Origin of the sequence: Pedobacter sp. AJM (assembly GCF_002197755.1) — a bacterium.
Classification (GTDB): domain Bacteria; phylum Bacteroidota; class Bacteroidia; order Sphingobacteriales; family Sphingobacteriaceae; genus Pedobacter.
This window is the reverse complement of sequence record NZ_NHOT01000001.1, coordinates 23,139-40,527: the sequence shown is the minus strand read 5'-3', so window position 1 is coordinate 40,527 and position 17,389 is coordinate 23,139. Positions and strand designations below refer to the sequence as shown.

Below are 17,389 nucleotides of genomic sequence, written 5' to 3'. Positions count from 1 at the left end.
TCGTTTATTCAGGCTTCACTAAACGGACATAATAAACCCTGCCGGTAGCTTTCTTATCCAGGGATACAAATTTCACCCGGATATTTTGTTTGCCTTTAAGCATGCTTACGGGAATTTTATATTCCTGGTTGTAAAAGCCAGGTTTATGTTGCACGGCAGCAGGATTAACGGTTAATAATTTTTGGTCGTCAATCAAAATATCAAACTGACCATTGGCATTGCCTATAGTATGATAACGGACATGAAGTAACAATGCGTCCGAACCGCCGGTACTTAACTGATAACTAAAATATCCGCCGTTGCCGGCATCCCGCCAGAATTCATCCAAATAAGATCCGCTTTGAGAACGTTCGCTCTTCAGCTGATGATCCACTTCGGGCTGCTGCTCGCCAGGGGCTACAAAATCCACCGTACGTGCTGAAAGTGCCATTTTCTCCGCCTCGGATTGCTTTACCTCATTCAGATAATCTTTATATTGACCTGGTGTTAAAGCCATCCAGTACATCATATACCTCGAATCATGAATGCGGTAAAAGGGTTCAAGCGTTAGTGGTTCGGGATTAATAATTTGTTCATTGACAAAAGAAAACTGCATGGGATGACCCGCAACCGGAACAAGCTTACCGGAGATTTTAGTTATATCCTGATCAATTAAAATTGGTGCCTGATCAATGGCTAACTTCTGACCACTGGCAATATGCCCCCAGCGACTATCATTTGCGATCAGTCCGTTAAGGTGTTCCGTTTTGGTTTTGGCACCCAGCAAAATTGGTCCGTGCATAATGGCCACATATTCCGGAAGGTTAGGCAGACGCTCAATGGTTGATTCCATCGGCATATCAAGTTCTACCACATCCCCTTTTTTCCACTTACGCTGAATAGCGATATAAGATGAAGGAGATAAGGTATAGCTTATTTTTTTTCCATTGATTTTGACTTCCATACTATCCTTTTTCACCCACGAAGGGTGTCTGAGCAGGAGGGTAAATGCTGCTGAACCATTTGTTACGGTTAGCCGGGTACGCGCTTCATCAGGAAACAGGGTTTCTTGCTTTAGTTTAATATTCTTTTCTTTCCAATCCAGTTCAGAAGCAATAAACAGATTCAGGTATAAGGAATCTTTACGATGTGTATAAATAAATTCGTTGTATTTACTATGGTTTTCCATGCCACTGCCCACACAACACCACATGGCTTCATTTGGTGCCGAATAAACCCGGTAGTGCCTTGGCCTGGCTGGTGTAAAATAAACATATCCGCCATGTTGCGGATGCTGCGTAGAAAGAATGTGGTTGTAGAGTGCGCGTTCGTAAAAATCAGCGTATTTCGCATCGGGTTTCTCCCTGAACAATCCCTCGGTAAGCTTAAGCATATTATAGGTATTGCAGGTTTCAGGGCCTTCCACATCATTTACAAAATCAGCACTGGCGGCGGCACTCGGAAAAAACTCCCTGCGGCTGTTTCCACCAAAGGCCAGACTGCGTTTTCCGGTAACGGTTTCCCAGAAAAAATGCCCCGATTCTTCATAAGCACTATTGTGGTTTAATTCGCCGATCCGCTGAAAACCAATGGCCTTCGGCACCTGTGTATTGGCATGTTTATTATCGAGGTTATCCTGATCATTTGACATTGGTTTGAGTAACATCTGATGCGAAAAACGCATGGCCGCATTCAGGTATTTCTGGTTACCGCTAAGCTGATAGGCATCAGCCAGCACCTCATTCATTCCGCCATGCTCTATATCTAACATTTCCTGCATCTGTTGTTCAGAAAGACCTGATGTGATGTCAATGGCCCAGTCGCAGAATTTAAGAAAAACATCTTTGGCTTCCGCACTTTTTCCGTATACCCAGGCATCACGCAAACCGGCAAATGTTTTGTGTAAGTTATACCAGGGCACCCAGGCCGCCTTATAAGCTTTAAAATCTCCGTTTTTAAGTTTCGACCATACCTCACGACTGTTTGGTACGCCACCTGCATAGCCTTTTCCCCAATCAGGCTGCCCTGCCGTATTTTTGCGCTGGCATGCTTTCAGCACCTCAACCATTTTATCCATGCGGCTTTTACATTCCGGGTTATTGGTAGAAGCATAATTAAAAGCCAGCGCAGAAAGGTAATGTCCGCCAACATGCCCGTCAAGGCCATCCCAGTTTTTATAGCCACTTTTAACAACTGGCAACTGGGCTTCCTTCAGGTAAGGATAGAGTAATTTATCCAGATCATAACTCAATAAAGTTTGAATGTTGAGGTCGCGGGCATGGCCAAATGGCCCTTTAAGCAAAGTGACCTGCTCGAGTGGAAAGGTATTGGGATACAACTTGTCCTGTGCAATCACGGTTCCGCAAAAGCTTGTCATCAGTACAGCAGCAAAGCAGCATTGCGGTAAAATAGTTTTAGCGGCTGGAAACTTCCATAGCATCTTCATCATTATATTATTTATATCGTGTTATTTAAAAAGTAAGGCAGAAAACTGGTAAAGATTATTGCGCCATACCGGCCAGGTATGGCCGCCAGGGTACTCCTGGTAAGTGTAATTGATGTTTAAATTTTTCAGTTTATCCATCATGACCTGACAGTTTTTATAAGCAATATCTTCCTTACCACCCATGGCAATCCAGAACTGTTTCAGGTTAGCATTGATTTTTTCACGGTTGTTTTTCATGAAATCGTATTGGGCATCGGCTACCTCATTCTGGCGACCAACAATCCAGCCGGAGCTGAACACGCCCAGATATGCAAAATCAGCTGTATTTTTGATTCCGGTATACAGGGTATGCATTCCGCCCATTGATAAACCTGCCAAAGCGCGGTTTGCAGCATCGGTTTTGGTACGGTACGTTTTTTCCACGAGTGGAATGATCACCTCCTTGAGTTCGGATTCAAACGTTTTTAATCCGCTTTCAGCGAAAGCCGATCCACCCACGTTGGCATCAGGCATGACAATGAGCATGGGTTTGGCCTTTTGCGCCGCGATCAGGTTATCCAGGATCAGATCAGTTTTCCCTTGGTTTGCCCATCCCGTTTCATCTTCACCTCCTCCGTGGAGAATATAAAGCACCGGATATTTTTCACTGGTACCGGCATCATAACCTGGTGGCGTATATACATACAACTGTCTCCAGGAGTTGGTGACTTTAGAAAAATACTTCTTCAACCGGATATCACCATGTGGCACATCTTTCAAAGCATAATAAGCACCACCTGTAAATGGTATTTCGATACCACTAGCCATCCTGCCCATTCCATAATACGTTTTACTGGCCGGATCGGCTACCGGAATGCCATCGATAATGAGCGAATAATAGTGAAAGCCTTCGCCAATAGAATCAGTGGTGGCCGTCCATTTTCCCTGGCTATCCTTTACCATATCATATTTTTTCCCTAAATCTACCTGTACCTTTTGGGCTTCTGGTGCAGAAATACTAAACATCACCCGGTGATCATCCAGAATCTGCGGATATTTGTTTGATCCGATATTAGTTGAGGCCGGTGCTCCTGCTACCGGATATTTAGAAAATGTGGCGGTATCTACGGGTTTGAAAATTAACTGCGAAAACATATACAAACCATCTTTCCATACCTTAAAATCATGTACACCTGGCTCAATGAAATAAATATGCGGGACATCATTTTTTTGCAGGTAATCATGTGTACGCTTGCTGAAGCTGATGAGGTTATCACTTGCCCCACAGGAAATAAACAATAACTTCAGCATTTCTTTTGCTTTTTTCGGATCAGGTACCAGTTCCTGAGGCGATTTGGTATTTGGTGCAGAAGAAAATCCACCTACCCAGGCAAATTTATTCAGATTACCTAAACCAAAATTGAGAGACTGGCCTCCGCCCATTGACAAGCCGGCAATTGCCCTGTGCTCGCGGTCTTTGTAGACGCTTAATTTCTTCTCCACATATGGAATGAGATCATTCAGCAAGTCTTTTTCAAAGTTGGTAAAGGCTTCTACTTTATCTTTCGCCATAATGTTACCCGTTGCACGGTCATCTTTCATGGCTCTTCCGTTGGGCATTACCACCACCATCGGTTCAATTTTCCCATCTGCATACAGATTATCAAGAATGACCTGTGGTTTTCCACCCCTGAACCATTCTTTTTCATCACCTCCTATGCCATGCAAAAGATATAAAACCGGGTATTTTTTATTTTTAGCGTAACCCGGCGGCGTGTAGACCAGGGCCCGGCGATTGTTTCCAACAGTTTTGGAAGCATAAGTCAGGGTATCGATTTTCCCATGGGGTATATTTGGTTTTTCTACGTCAAATTCCGGCGGGCCCGGTGTTACCATGCCCTGTGAGAAAGCCGGAAAGGTAAATAGCGCTGAAATGCCGAAGAGCAAGGCGATATGAAATTGTGAAGGTTTAAGCATATTTGGTTAGGTTAATTAAGGTTATCAGGCACAGCAATGCTGTCTGTACTGTTGCATTTTATGATTGAATGGGCTGGTTTAGCGTTTACCAACGGCAGCGACACCTTCAGTTGTTTGAATGATTTTCTGAATCGTACCATCCGGATTGTAATGCATATAATCGATGCAAATTGATCTTCTGTAACTTCCACCGGTTGGCAACTTGCCGTTATGATAGAAAAAATAGGATTTTCCTTTAAAATCTACAATTCCCGGGTGCGTAGTAAAACTATTGGCTACGTTTTCCTGAATAATCCCTTTGTACACCCAAGGGCCCTGCGGACTTTTAGCCATACAATATTCAATCATTTCGGGTTTGGTGCCGGCGCCCGCATAAACCAGGTAATAATTTCCCTTTCTTTTATAAACCCAGGGGCCTTCTATATAGTTTTTAATATCCAATACCGTAATCGGCCCATCCAGCTCCGTCATATTTTTTTTAAGTTTTACACTTTTGCAACTGCCGTTGCCCCAGAAAAGATAGGCCTGGCCATCATCGTCGATAAATACAGTAGGATCGATATCATCCCATCCGTGTTTTTTATCTTTGGTCATTTCATTGGTGATTAGTGCCTTTCCTATCGCATCTTTAAATGGCCCCGTCGGATGATCTGATACAGCAACCCCAATGGCCATTCCGCCGCCACTTTCCGCATTTTTCTGATGCCCTGTTGATACAAACCAGTAAAACTTACCGTTACGGAAAATACATTGTGCAGCATAAGCATCTCCGCCTGCCCATGAAAATGTTTTGGGTGAAAGCAGCGCGCCATGGTCTTTCCAATCGACCATATTCTGAGAAGAAAACACATGCCAGTCGGGCATTTTATAGTTGGTATCTTTTACTGTAGCCGTATCATGCCCGGCATAAAGATAAACGGTATTTTTATACACGATTGGTGCCGGATCGGCCGTAAAAATATTTTTAATAACGGGATTCTGTGCCTTTAAATTACTTTGTGCGGAGCAGATCACCGCAATCAGCAGCATCAGGTAAGGGAATTTCATATCGTTCGTATTTGGTTAGTTTAATAATTAAACTGCAGGGATTTAGTCTTATTTTTTTAACAGCGAAAGCATTTGTGCAGCATATCGCTTTCCAAGTTCACGATAACCCGCAGCATTAAAATGGAGTTTATCAGCAGCTACAGTACAACCTTTTGAGGAAATGACATGTGCAGCAGGAATGGTTTGAGGCAGCTTTGCAATGATATTGTTCATACTGGCACAAACCCCACCCTGATCTGCATTCACAACCTCGCCCGCAAGCAATGGCACTTGATCAGGTTGCAGATGAAGATCCTGAAGCAGGTGATCATAAACGCCTTTTACTTTGTGCACCCATAAGCTATCGCCGGTATTGGATTCCCCTTGATGTAGCAATATTCCTTTAATAACGCCTTTTTTCTGTGCTTCCTTTGCCAGGCTTAATAAACGACCATAAGGATTACCATCATATTGCTGAAGCATACCTTTCATCCATTCTGGTGCAGTGGCCGTATAAGAGGTATAATTGTCTTTATCAAATAATTCAATTTTGCATCCGCCGACAGCTACTACAATCACCCCAACGCGTACTTTTTCAGGAAGTTCAGCAACCATGGTGCGCCCGAAATAATCAATTGGTGTTAAGCCGGTATTGCAACGGGTTAAAGGCGGAACGGCAGTGTACCATTGATTCATTTCCCGCTTCAAATCCGGACAATTAACCGCCTGCAAAACCTGAAAACGAGGGTCAACCTGAACGGTATCCTGTGCCTCAAAACGGGCATTTCCTTCCATATTTGACTGGCCCAGGCAAAGGTAAATATGAAAATCCGGGTCTTGTGCAAAGGAAGTAAATGGCAGGGTTAAAAATAACAGCGCAGGTATAATGATCCTTTTTAAATTAACAGGCGATAAAATTCTGGTTAGCAGTTTTTGGTCATTCATGGTGATAAATTAATATTCATCGTGCCTTTCCTGATTTAAAAAATCACTATAACTTAATAATGACCCGATCAGGAATACCACAGGATAAAACTAGGCGATATGCCCGTTTCAGACGGGAAGTTTTGATGATTATTATAGAAAATATGTTTACCGTTGATTTTGAGAGGTAACGCTTTGGATACAAACATCTTTAAGTACCCTTGAATGAAAAGAATAAAACAGGTATGGAAGGTCATTAATTAACCTGAAACTTAATCAGGCTACCTGTCAGTACGAAACGGTGAGGCCGGAAGGTTTTCCTGGTTATATAAATTTGGATTAACCGGATTATCTGCCCAGGCATAACGTACATACATCGGCTTTTCAATCTGTGATGAATGAACAATCACCTGATCACCTTTAATTTCTGCATCTGCCCATACAAATTTCTTGTCTGCACCGGCAATTTCAAACTGTGAAAGGGCTTCTCCATCGATTGTTTTCAGGCCTGAACCGATATGATCAAAACGGAGGATCATCTGACGACCTTCAATAGCCGAGGATTTGTAAATTGGCCCCGAATAAACGAGATTTTTTCTTCCGTAACTCCATCGTTCAGCAATCAATGCCAGGCGTTCGCCAACATCTTTTTTATCATCCGGATGAATGTCATTCCACTCTCCAAGATCAATTGTAACGGCCATTCCGGTATGGGGTACCTGGAGTGTTTCCAGTGCTGCTTCTCTCAACAAAGCCCAGGCACTTTCACCTGGCTGATAGCGCATATCGCCGTAATTGGGCAGTTGAACATAGTAAAACGGAAGGTCAGGTTTTTTAAACTGCGTCCTCCAGTCCTGAATCATGGCCGGCAATAACTTTTTATAGGCCAATGCATTGCCAACATTACTTTCACCCTGATACCACAATACGCCTTTTATCCCGTATTGAATAGCAGGTGCTACCATCGCATTATAAAGTGCGGTAGGTTGCGCCTGTTCCTGAATGCGGAAGGGGCCCTTTCTAAATACAGGTCGATAAGTTTCTCCTACTTTATATTGCCATTCTCCTTTCAAACTGATTATCTGTTGATTGGCTTCAATCGAATACGGTTTATCTGGCACAAAACCTCCTTTTCCATTTGAATTTTCAACCCGAACCACCAAAATATTTTTACCGGGCTTTAGTACACCGGCGGCGACATGGTATCTTCTTTGAGGATACTGATAGCCCGTTGAACCCACAAGCGTTCCGTTGAGGTAAAGGCGGTCTGCATCAACTATTCTTCCCAGCTGGATAAAGGCAGGAGCATCGGCCATACCAGCAGGTACTTCTATTTCTTTCCGGAACCAGACCACACCATCCAGATCCCGCACGCCCTGATCTTCCCAGTAACCAGGCAGATCAAACTTACGCCACCCTTTAGGCTGGTATGCCGGATCAAACCATTTCACCTCCTCCAGCAAGCCTTTATCGGCACTTACTGCCGGCGGGGCTTGGTTGGCATCGGCCATCCTGTTTATTTTGTTAACCGCAGCCGTGTCTTTATTACGGGCAATAACCTGACTGACTCCATCCATTCCTTTTAATCCGTCTTCCCCTGTCCAGGCTTCAATTGTGGTTCCGCCAACACTTGAATTGATGATCCCGATGGGTATTTTTTGTTCTTCATAGATTTTACGTGCAAAAAAATAAGCCACAGCAGAAAAATCATTGATGCCTTCCCGGGTGGCCGGTTTCCAGTTGCTTTTAGGCAGGTCTTTGGATGGTCCGTTTAAATTGGTGGCAGTGGGCACCCAGAATTGCCTGATCTGCGGATAATTTGCATCAGCAATGTCCTTTGCGTAGGTAATATTGTGTACCTTCAGCTGGTGTACCATATTGGATTGTCCGGCGCAGAGCCATACATCACCAAAAAGAACATCTTTTAATACCACTTTATTTTTACCGGAAAATTCCATGGTATAAGGCCCGCCCGCTTTCACGGCCGGAAGTGCGATGCGCCACTTTTCATCTGCACCTGCTGTAGTGCTGAATTGCTTTCCCTTAAAATGGAGTATCACCCGTTCGCCTGGTGAAGCCCATCCCCATATTTCCAAAGGCTGATCGCGCTGCAGGATCATGCTGTCGCAGATAATATGCGGCAATCTGATCTGGGCATTTCCTGCCGAGGCCCCACAAAAAATAAGGTATAGAAAAAAAATAAAGCGCTTGCTCAGGCTCATGCTATAATTGGTTAATCTTCAAATTTAGTTTAATTGCCTAAGCCAATAAAACAGATTTGAATAAAAAAGTGCGATAAATGTTTAAGTTGGCCTCCTATCGGCACCTTTTCGCTGAAAGGAAGAAGAACGTAAAAAAACAAACACCTGATCTGGAAACCCAATCGTTCACAGCTTTATGCCTGTGCTGGTTTGGAAACGAGCGTGAGCGGGGCAAGAACAAATTTAATTCAAAGCCAACACCCAGATCAGGGTGACCATCTTACTTGTCCTTTGTAACATGATCCTCCAACTTCCGTTTCAGATTCATGTATTCAGAGGGCTGCATATTGTATTTGGCCTTAAATGATTTCGCAAAATAATTTGGCGTGGCAAAACCAACCATATAGGCAATCTGCGATACATTCAGATCGCTTTTTTCGAGTAATACGGTTGCTTTATCCAGCTTAACCGACCTGATATACTCTACTGGTGAAAGTCCTGTCAGTTCTAAAATTTTATGGTAAAGCGAACCCCTGCTCATGCCCACATGTTTACTTAAATCTTCCACAGACAGCTTTGGATTGTTCAGGTTTTCCTCAATATACAGTGCAACCTTATTCAGTAAGCGGTTGCTATGCGATTCGATGACCACCTCTGGTGCCTGAACTTTAATTTGCTTGGTATAGGTATCCCTTAACCTTTGATTCAGTGCCAGCAGGTTTCTAATTTTCGCATGCAGAATTTCAAAATTAAAAGGCTTGGTCAGGTAATCATTTGCACCGGTTTCCAGTCCCTTGATCTGCTCTTCTTCACCCGTTAGGGCTGTTAATAAAATAACCGGGATATGGTTTGTACGCTTATCTGATTTCAATTTTTTGCACAATTCAATTCCATTCATATAAGGCATATTGATGTCGCTAACAATGATCTGTGGATGGTTAGCCAGGGCTTTTTGCCATCCTTCCTGACCATTACAGGCTTCATGTACCTTGAAAGATGATTTTAATCCATCCTTCAGGTAAAAACGAAAATCCTCATTATCCTCTACCAGTAAAATAGATGGAATTTCTCCCCCTGATGTCTGTTTGGCAGTTTCCTCATTTTCTTCCGCGATCACTTCAGTTTTTCCTGAATCAGAGAAATCAATGGTTAACTCCTCTGAAAATTCTGCTTCAGCAAATGGCAACTCAATGCAAAAAGTACTTCCCACACCGGGTTCGCTCTGTACGGTAATGTCTCCCCCATGCAGTTTCACAAATTCCTTTGCTATTGATAAACCAATCCCACTTCCCTGATTTAAAATCGGAGCGATGCCATCGGCCTGAAAAAAACGTTCAAATATCTTTTCCTGGTCTGCTGTGTTGATGCCGATCCCTGTATCAGTAACCTTAATCACTAAGGCCGATTGACCGTTGCCTGCCGAAAATTCCTTTTTTTCCAGCTCTACGGAAATGGTACCACCCTGCGAGGTAAACTTAAACGCATTAGACAACAGGTTAAACAGTACACGCTCTATTTTATCGTGATCAAAAGCAGCATTAAAATAACGCAGCTGACTTTTAAAAATAAGCTGAATTTGCTTGCGTTCACTCAAATCATTAAATGATTCGAGTACTTCTTTAATAAAAGCCACAATATCGGTTTCCGAACGGTCTAATCTCAATTCATGATCTTCAATTTTCCTGAAATCAAGAATTTGGTTCACCAGGTTAAGCAAGCGCTTGGTATTGCGTTTAATCATGCTCAACGGCGCAACAACCTGACTGTCTTTTTCTTCTGCAATCAGTTTATCTACCGGCCCCATAATTAATGAAAGCGGTGTACGGAATTCATGGCTCAGGTTGGTTAGGAATTTGATCTTCAGTTTATCCAGTTCTCTTAACCTTTCGGCTTCCTGTTTTTCCTGCATGCTGCGCTGATCGGCCTTCATTTTCTCCTGAACCACGGCAAATTCCCTTTTTAACTTCCGGATGCCACGGTGACGGATATACAGCAAGGATCCGGCAATTAAAACAACATAAAAAATATACGCATAAATGCTTCGCCAGAAAGGTGGCCGCACGTGGATACGGATGGAAGTTTCTGCTGCATTCCACAAACCATCATTGTTACTGGCTTTAACATGAAATACATAGTCACCCGGATCCAGATTGGTGTAGGATACCGATTTAGAAGATCCGGCATTGATCCATTCATTATCAAAACCTTCTAAACGATACGAATAGCGGTTTTGCTCCGGCGCAGTATAATTAACGCTCACATAACTCAATGTAAAGCTTTGCTTATAATCCAGGTAAATATCTTTTGCCACTGAAATATCCTCTTCAATCGGCCCGTCTTCTGCCGGAAGAATGGAAGTATTGGATATTCTGAGGTCAGTAAAAAGAACTGAAGGCAGATTTTTATTCTTTTTAAAATACTGCGGATTAAAATAATTAAAACCATCAGCACCACCAAAATAGATTTCACCATCAGGAGTGCTTAGTCCGGCGCCCACTACAAAATTATTGTTCTGAACGCCGTTATAAATAGTATAATTGGTGAACGTATGTGATTTTCGGTCAAAGCTACTGATGCCTTTATTGGTGCTCACCCATATCTGTCCCTGCCTGTCTTCTTTTATAGCGTATACAGTGGCATTGTTTAGCCCTTCCTTTTCACCAAAGGTGATAAACTTTTTAGTAGTCTGATTATACAAGCTTAATCCACCGCTGAACGTTCCTACCCATAAATCACCGGCATGGTCTTTCAGAATAGATAAAGTCAGATCATTGGGTAATTTATTTTCTGCTTTGTTCAGGATGGTAAACGTTTTGCCGGTTTGGTTAAAGACGGCTATGCCCGATCCGTATGAACCGATCCAGATATTGCCGGCGTTGTCTTCTTCAATAAAACGGATAAAATTATTGCCGGGATAATCCACTTCATTGATGGCCTTCGGGTTTTTGCAGTATTTAATCAATGCCTTATTGTCGGCATTTAGCACATTTACTCCACCACCATTGGTTCCTACCCAGATTTTACCAGTGTGGTCTTCTTTAATACAGAAAATATCGTTTGAATTTAAGGCATCGGCACCTGTACCCTGTTTATACTGCTTCAGGTTTTGCGTGGCCAAGTCCATCACCACCAAACCATTTGAATAGGTACCCATGTAGAGTTTTTGCTGCCGGGTCAGTTCCATGGCCATGATGGATATGTTATTTAAGGCACTTCCATCGGCAAGGCCTGCATTAAACCGCTGCACCAGTTCTGTTTTGCGGTTAAACAAATTCAAACCTCCACCATCAGTACCTACAAATATATCGCCTTTATATGCGGCAAATGATGTGACAACCGAACCATTCAAACCATTACGGTCCAGAATATTACTTTGCTTCAGGTGAAATAAATTCAGGTTGGTATCATATTTACATACCCCGCCATGATAAGGCCCAAGCCAGTAAATCCCGGCGTTATCTACATAGATGCAACTGATCGATTTACCGGTGAGGCTGTAAATATCCCTCGAATCGGGCCTGTATCTCGACATCCTGCCACTTTTAATGTCCAGCACGTTTAAGCCATCTTCCGTTCCGATCCAGAGCTGATTCTTCTGATCAACAGCCAGGCTTCTGATGCCATTGTTCATCAGCGTATTCAGGTCACCTTTGTTATTCCTTAAGGTTTTAAAGCCTTTTCCTTCCGGAAGCAGCATACTCAGGCCATTTCTGGTACCAAACCAGATGTTTCCGGTTTTATCTTCCACGATTGATGAGACAGCATTATCACACAAACCGGCAGGATCAGAAGCATTATGCTGAAATAACTTGAAAGTGTTGGTTGCCCTTTGGTATAAGTAAATGCCATTGTTTGAACCTACCCAGATTCTGCGTTTACTGTCTTCAATCAGGCAGTTAAAGGTGAGTGCAGGAAAAGAACCTTTGGAGCTATACTGGCGAAGGTGGTTTTTAATTTTGCGGGTTTTGGGATCAAGCTCATCCAAACCATTAAATGTGGCAACCCATATCTTACCTTTATAATCACTGCAGATAGAACGAATGATATTACTGCTCAGTGCATCGGCTTTGTTTGCAGGGAAGGTAATAAAAGCATTTTTCTTCCGGTCAAATAAACTCAGAGAACCGCCCGAAGTACCAATCCATAAATTTCCTGATTTATCTTCATGCAGGGATCTGATGTCATTAGACTGGATGCCCGTAGAATCATCTGATTTATACCGGTATACGGTAAAGTTACTTCCGTCAAACTTATTCAGTCCGTCTTCTGTCGCGAACCACATCAAACCATAGTGGTCCTTTTGAATCGCATTCACCGTATTGGAAGAAAGTCCGTCTCTGATTTGTAGGGAAGTAAAATTAATTTTTTGTTCTTGTGCATGTCCGGACATTGTGAAAACCAGACAAAGCGTAAAACAAAAAACAGTATTTAAAACAACGCGGTTCAGCATGATGATTTGGTCAATTTTTTATTCCGGTTAACTTTAAACCTGCAAAATCTGATGATTTTCCAAGCGGTAAACCAGTTATCCTTTGCAAATAGGCCATGTGTTTGAACAGGCCTATTGGGAGATGATTTGGTTAAAGCCACCAATTTATATAAAATTTAATAGTACAGCGAATCAATTATTCATTTGATGATGATGAACATGCATTTCAGTCAGTTCAGCTTAAAGTTAATGTTCAGCAATGCTTTAAAATAAGTGCTGTATGAAGCTCCGGTTTAAGCGGGGCGGTCCTGCCAGTTTGATGGTATATCATATTTGGTTATTTATTTTTGTCTGGTTACGGGATAGCCCCGGTTACCATTGAATTTGCTAAATTAGGACAAATGAAAACAGCGGAGTGTGATTATTGTAAAAAGTGCGGCAACAGATGTTCATTTTTATCCGTTTACAGGGTTAAAAAGCATTTCACATAAAGTAAAGGCGTGCAAAATCACTTTGTAATCTAATCGTTAGAAAACATTTGTTTCCGATATTTATCCATAAGAGCACTGTTAAAAATCAAAATGTGGCGAATTTGCAAATCCTAAAAAACCAAATATGACAAAAAGGAATGTGTTCATCATCGGTACCCTACTGTTGATGGCTTTTGGCATCATCATGACAGCCTTTAAACCAATGCTGCCGAAAGCAAAGGGTTTAAAAGACTATTACCGAAACTACTTTCCTATTGGCGTAGCCATTACCCCACGTGATCTGGATGGCACAAATAAAGCACTCATCCTAGATCAATTCAATAGCGTGACAGCAGAAAATGCCATGAAAATGGCCCCGATTCATCCTGTGGAAAATGAATACAACTGGCGAAACGGAGACGCTATTGCCGGTTTCGCCAGAAAAAACAACCTAAAAATGAGGGGGCATTGTCTGGTGTGGTACAATCAGGCACCGCGATGGTTTTTCAAGGATGAACAGGGAAATACCATATCAAAAGATTTATTATTGAAACGGTTAAAGGAACACATTCATACTGTAGTCAATCACTATAAAAAAGATATTTATGCCTGGGATGTCGTAAATGAAGTTATTGCTGACGATTCTACTTATTTCCGCAATTCGCAATTTTATAAAATAGCAGGTGAGGATTTTGTAGAAATGGCTTTCCGTTACGCGCATGAGGCCGATCCAAAGGCCCGTTTATTTTATAATGATTATAATACAGAACAACCTAAAAAGCGGGATAAAATTTATAAAATGCTAAAGACCTTGCTGGCCAGGGGCGTACCCATTCATGGCATCGGCTTACAGGGACATTGGTCGGTAAGTAACCCAAGCCGTTCCGAACTTGAAAAATCAATCGCGTTATTTGCCGGCCTGGGCCTGGATGTGCAGATTACCGAACTGGATGTTTCTGTATACGATGGCAACCAGGGCGGGCAGCTCATTCAAAATGCCGAACAAAAAGCAAAGGCAGAATTTACCCCGGAAATGGAATCGCGCCAGATGGAACAATATAAAATGATATTTGAAGTATTGCGGAAATATAGAAAAAACATTACCGGCGTAACCTTCTGGAACCTGTCTGACCGCTATACCTGGCTGGATGCCCGGGGCAGAAAAAATTATCCCCTGTTATTTGACACTGAACTAAAGCCCAAAAAGGCATTTTATGAAGTGACCAAGTTTTAGATCTGATATTAGATCCACAATTTATCAACCTATAAAATATTAACCATCTGCTAAAACGATTAATTCGCCATGAACTTTGGTGATCGCTAACCAAAACCTATGAGAAAAGCCCAACCTTTAAAAATCTTCATCACCCTTTTACTTTTAACGGGTTTCAGTTCAGTAAAAGCACAGCAATACCCATTTCAGGATTATAAACTGCCTTTTGAAAGAAGAGTTGATGACCTGGTTTCACGCCTGACACTGGAAGAAAAAGTATTTCAGATGCTCAACTCTGCCCCGGCCATTCCGAGGTTAAAAATCCCGGCATACGACTGGTGGAACGAAACCCTTCATGGCGTGGCCCGTACCCCTTTTAAGGTAACCGTGTTTCCGCAAGCCATTGCCATGGCAGCCACCTTTGATTCGGATGCCCTGTTTAAAATGGCTGATTATGCTGCACTTGAAGGTCGTGCCATCTACAATAAAGCGGTAGAATTGGGCAGAACCAATGAGCGCTACCTGGGTTTGACCTACTGGACACCCAATATCAATATTTTTCGCGATCCCCGCTGGGGCCGGGGTCAGGAAACCTATGGTGAAGACCCTTACCTTACCGCTACTCTGGGTGATGCTTTTGTAAGAGGCTTGCAGGGTGATGATCCTAAATATTTAAAGGCCGCTGCCTGTGCCAAACATTATGCGGTACATAGCGGACCGGAACCACTGCGGCATGTATTTAATGCCGACGTCAGTCAGTTTGACCTTTGGGATACCTATCTTCCTGCGTTCGAAAAACTGGTTACCCAATCTAAGGTGGCGGGTGTAATGTGTGCTTATAATGCCTTTCAGGGGCAGCCTTGCTGTGCCAGCGATTTACTTATGACAGATATCCTGCGCAGGCAATGGAAGTTTACCGGTTATGTAACCTCCGATTGCTGGGCGATAGATGATTTCTTTAAAAACCATAAAACCCATAAAGATGCTGCTGCAGCCTCTGCGGATGCTGTTTTTCATGGTACTGATATTGATTGTGGTACAGATGCTTACAAAGCCTTGCTTACTGCAGTTAAAAACGGGATCATTACAGAAAAGGACATCGATGTTTCCGTAAAACGCTTATTTATGATCCGCTTCAGACTGGGCATGTTCGATCCGCCAGCGATGGTTAAATATGCCAATACCCCCATCACCGTATTGGAAAACAAGGATCATCAGGCACATGCACTGAAAATGGCCCGCGAATCAATGGTTTTACTGCGCAATGAGGCCAATACCCTTCCGCTGAAAAAAAACCTGAAGAAACTGGTGGTTTTAGGTCCGAATGCAGATAATGCCATTGCCGTACTGGGTAATTATAATGGTACCCCATCAAAAATCACCACGGTACTGGAAGGCATCAAAAACAAAGTTGGTCCAAATACAGCGGTGGTGTATGAACAAGCCGTATCATTTACAAACGATACCCTTTTAAATTATCTTGATCTGAACAAACAACTGAACATCGACGGTAAGCAGGGATTTAAATCAGAATATTTTAAAGGGGAGAAACTGGAAGGAAAACCAATTCTTACACAAATGGAGGCCAGCCTTAACCACAGTTGGCAGGAAGGCCAGCAGATGGAAGGAGGCCTTACCGCAAATCATTTTTCAGCACGATACACCACCGACTTTAAAGCCGCGCAAACAGGCAGCATGACTTTTGAACTGGAAGCTGATGACGGCTACCGCTTTTTTGTAAATGGAAAAAAAGTATTGGATGCCTGGACCAGAAACCGCTGGGGAGCACAAACCTATAAGCTACAGACCGTTAAGGATAGTACTTATAACCTGGTTATTGAATACTGGCAAGGCGAAGGTACCGCTAAAATCCGCTTCTCCGGTGGTGCATTTATGCGTACTGATTTTAATGCTTTGGTCAAGCGGCACCAGGATGCAGATGCCTTTATTTTTGCAGGAGGCATCTCTCCTCAGCTGGAGGGCGAAGAAATGAAGGTCGATCTTCCTGGTTTTAGCGGTGGCGACCGGACATCCATCATGCTTCCACAAGCGCAAACAGCATTAATGAAAGCCTTAAAAAACAGCGGTAAACCAGTGGTTTTTGTGATGATGACAGGAAGTGCCATTGCCATGCCTTGGGAAGCAGAAAATATTCCGGCGATTGTTAATGCCTGGTATGGTGGTCAATCGGCTGGTACGGCCATCGCTGACCTGCTTTTTGGCGATTATAATCCATCTGGCAGGCTCCCGGTTACTTTCTATAAAAACGACCAGGATCTGGCCAACTTTAATGATTACAGTATGGAAAACCGGACCTACCGCTACTTTAAAGGAAAGCCGCTTTTTGGTTTTGGCTACGGATTAAGCTTCACCACTTTTCGTTATGAAGGCTTTAACGCACCCGCAACAATTAAAGCGGGTAAAGGCACTAAAGTCACCGTAAAAATCACCAATACCGGAAAAATGGAGGGTGATGAGGTTGTACAACTATATGTAACGCACAGTGATCCGGCGATTAAAACTGCCAGGAAAGCCCTTAAAGGTTTCCAAAGGGTAAGCCTGGCCCCTGGCAAAAGCCAGCTCATCAGTTTTAACCTGCAACCCGGCGACCTTACCTATATTGATCAAAACGGCAAAAAACAACCGCTGAAAGGCAAAATAGACATTACTGTTGGTGGCAGTCAGCCCGACGAAACCTTGAAAACCAGCGGAAATATTTTAAGCCACACGCTTAACATCAACTAA

General features: G+C 42.9%; 8 protein-coding genes. 2 read left to right on the top strand and 6 right to left on the bottom strand.

Annotation, left to right across the window (positions count from 1 at the left end):
- Positions 1 to 4: 4 nt before the first annotated feature.
- The 6 genes from CBW18_RS00150 to CBW18_RS00125 all read right to left on the bottom strand — a co-directional run bounded on the left by CBW18_RS00150 (position 5) and on the right by CBW18_RS00125 (position 12,982).
- Positions 5 to 2,428 (bottom strand): glycoside hydrolase family 127 protein, encoded by a 2,424-nt coding sequence (locus tag CBW18_RS00150; protein ID WP_216359172.1) that lies wholly within the window; start codon positions 2,426 to 2,428, stop codon positions 5 to 7.
- Between the two features lie 18 nt (positions 2,429 to 2,446).
- Positions 2,447 to 4,381 (bottom strand): alpha/beta hydrolase-fold protein, encoded by a 1,935-nt coding sequence (locus CBW18_RS00145; protein WP_088299248.1) that lies wholly within the window; start codon positions 4,379 to 4,381, stop codon positions 2,447 to 2,449.
- Positions 4,382 to 4,459: 78 nt separating this feature from the next.
- Positions 4,460 to 5,428 (bottom strand): glycoside hydrolase family 43 protein, encoded by a 969-nt coding sequence (locus CBW18_RS00140; RefSeq protein WP_088299247.1) that lies wholly within the window; start codon positions 5,426 to 5,428, stop codon positions 4,460 to 4,462.
- Positions 5,429 to 5,476: 48 nt separating this feature from the next.
- Positions 5,477 to 6,352 carry a sialate O-acetylesterase gene (locus CBW18_RS00135; RefSeq protein ID WP_088299246.1) on the bottom strand — a complete coding sequence of 292 codons (876 nt, stop codon included), beginning with the start codon at positions 6,350 to 6,352 and terminating at the stop codon, positions 5,477 to 5,479.
- Positions 6,353 to 6,612: 260 nt separating this feature from the next.
- Positions 6,613 to 8,553 (bottom strand): sialate O-acetylesterase, encoded by a 1,941-nt coding sequence (locus CBW18_RS00130; protein WP_088299245.1) that lies wholly within the window; start codon positions 8,551 to 8,553, stop codon positions 6,613 to 6,615.
- Between the two features lie 259 nt (positions 8,554 to 8,812).
- Entirely contained in the window at positions 8,813 to 12,982 is a 4,170-nt protein-coding gene (locus tag CBW18_RS00125) for a hybrid sensor histidine kinase/response regulator transcription factor (protein WP_088299244.1), read from the bottom strand.
- 594 nt (positions 12,983 to 13,576) lie between these two features.
- Between CBW18_RS00125 and CBW18_RS00120 the strand changes: the two genes are divergently transcribed.
- Both CBW18_RS00120 and CBW18_RS00115 read left to right on the top strand, forming a co-directional pair.
- Complete coding sequence (locus CBW18_RS00120) at positions 13,577 to 14,665, top strand: endo-1,4-beta-xylanase (protein WP_088299243.1); 1,089 nt, start codon at positions 13,577 to 13,579, stop codon at positions 14,663 to 14,665.
- Positions 14,666 to 14,764: 99 nt separating this feature from the next.
- Positions 14,765 to 17,389, top strand: a complete 2,625-nt coding sequence (locus CBW18_RS00115; protein ID WP_088299242.1) for a glycoside hydrolase family 3 C-terminal domain-containing protein — start codon at positions 14,765 to 14,767, stop codon at positions 17,387 to 17,389.

What these genes read in the sequence shown, in the direction of transcription:
- CBW18_RS00150 (WP_216359172.1), bottom strand. Translation starts at nt 2,428, where the DNA reads ATGATGAAGATGCTATGGAAGTTTCCAGCCGCTAAAACTATTTTACCG.
- CBW18_RS00115 (WP_088299242.1), top strand. Translation starts at nt 14,765, where the DNA reads ATGAGAAAAGCCCAACCTTTAAAAATCTTCATCACCCTTTTACTTTTA.
- CBW18_RS00125 (WP_088299244.1), bottom strand. Translation starts at nt 12,982, where the DNA reads ATGCTGAACCGCGTTGTTTTAAATACTGTTTTTTGTTTTACGCTTTGT.
- CBW18_RS00145 (WP_088299248.1), bottom strand. Translation starts at nt 4,381, where the DNA reads ATGCTTAAACCTTCACAATTTCATATCGCCTTGCTCTTCGGCATTTCA.
- CBW18_RS00130 (WP_088299245.1), bottom strand. Translation starts at nt 8,553, where the DNA reads ATGAGCCTGAGCAAGCGCTTTATTTTTTTTCTATACCTTATTTTTTGT.
- CBW18_RS00140 (WP_088299247.1), bottom strand. Translation starts at nt 5,428, where the DNA reads ATGAAATTCCCTTACCTGATGCTGCTGATTGCGGTGATCTGCTCCGCA.
- CBW18_RS00120 (WP_088299243.1), top strand. Translation starts at nt 13,577, where the DNA reads ATGACAAAAAGGAATGTGTTCATCATCGGTACCCTACTGTTGATGGCT.
- CBW18_RS00135 (WP_088299246.1), bottom strand. Translation starts at nt 6,352, where the DNA reads ATGAATGACCAAAAACTGCTAACCAGAATTTTATCGCCTGTTAATTTA.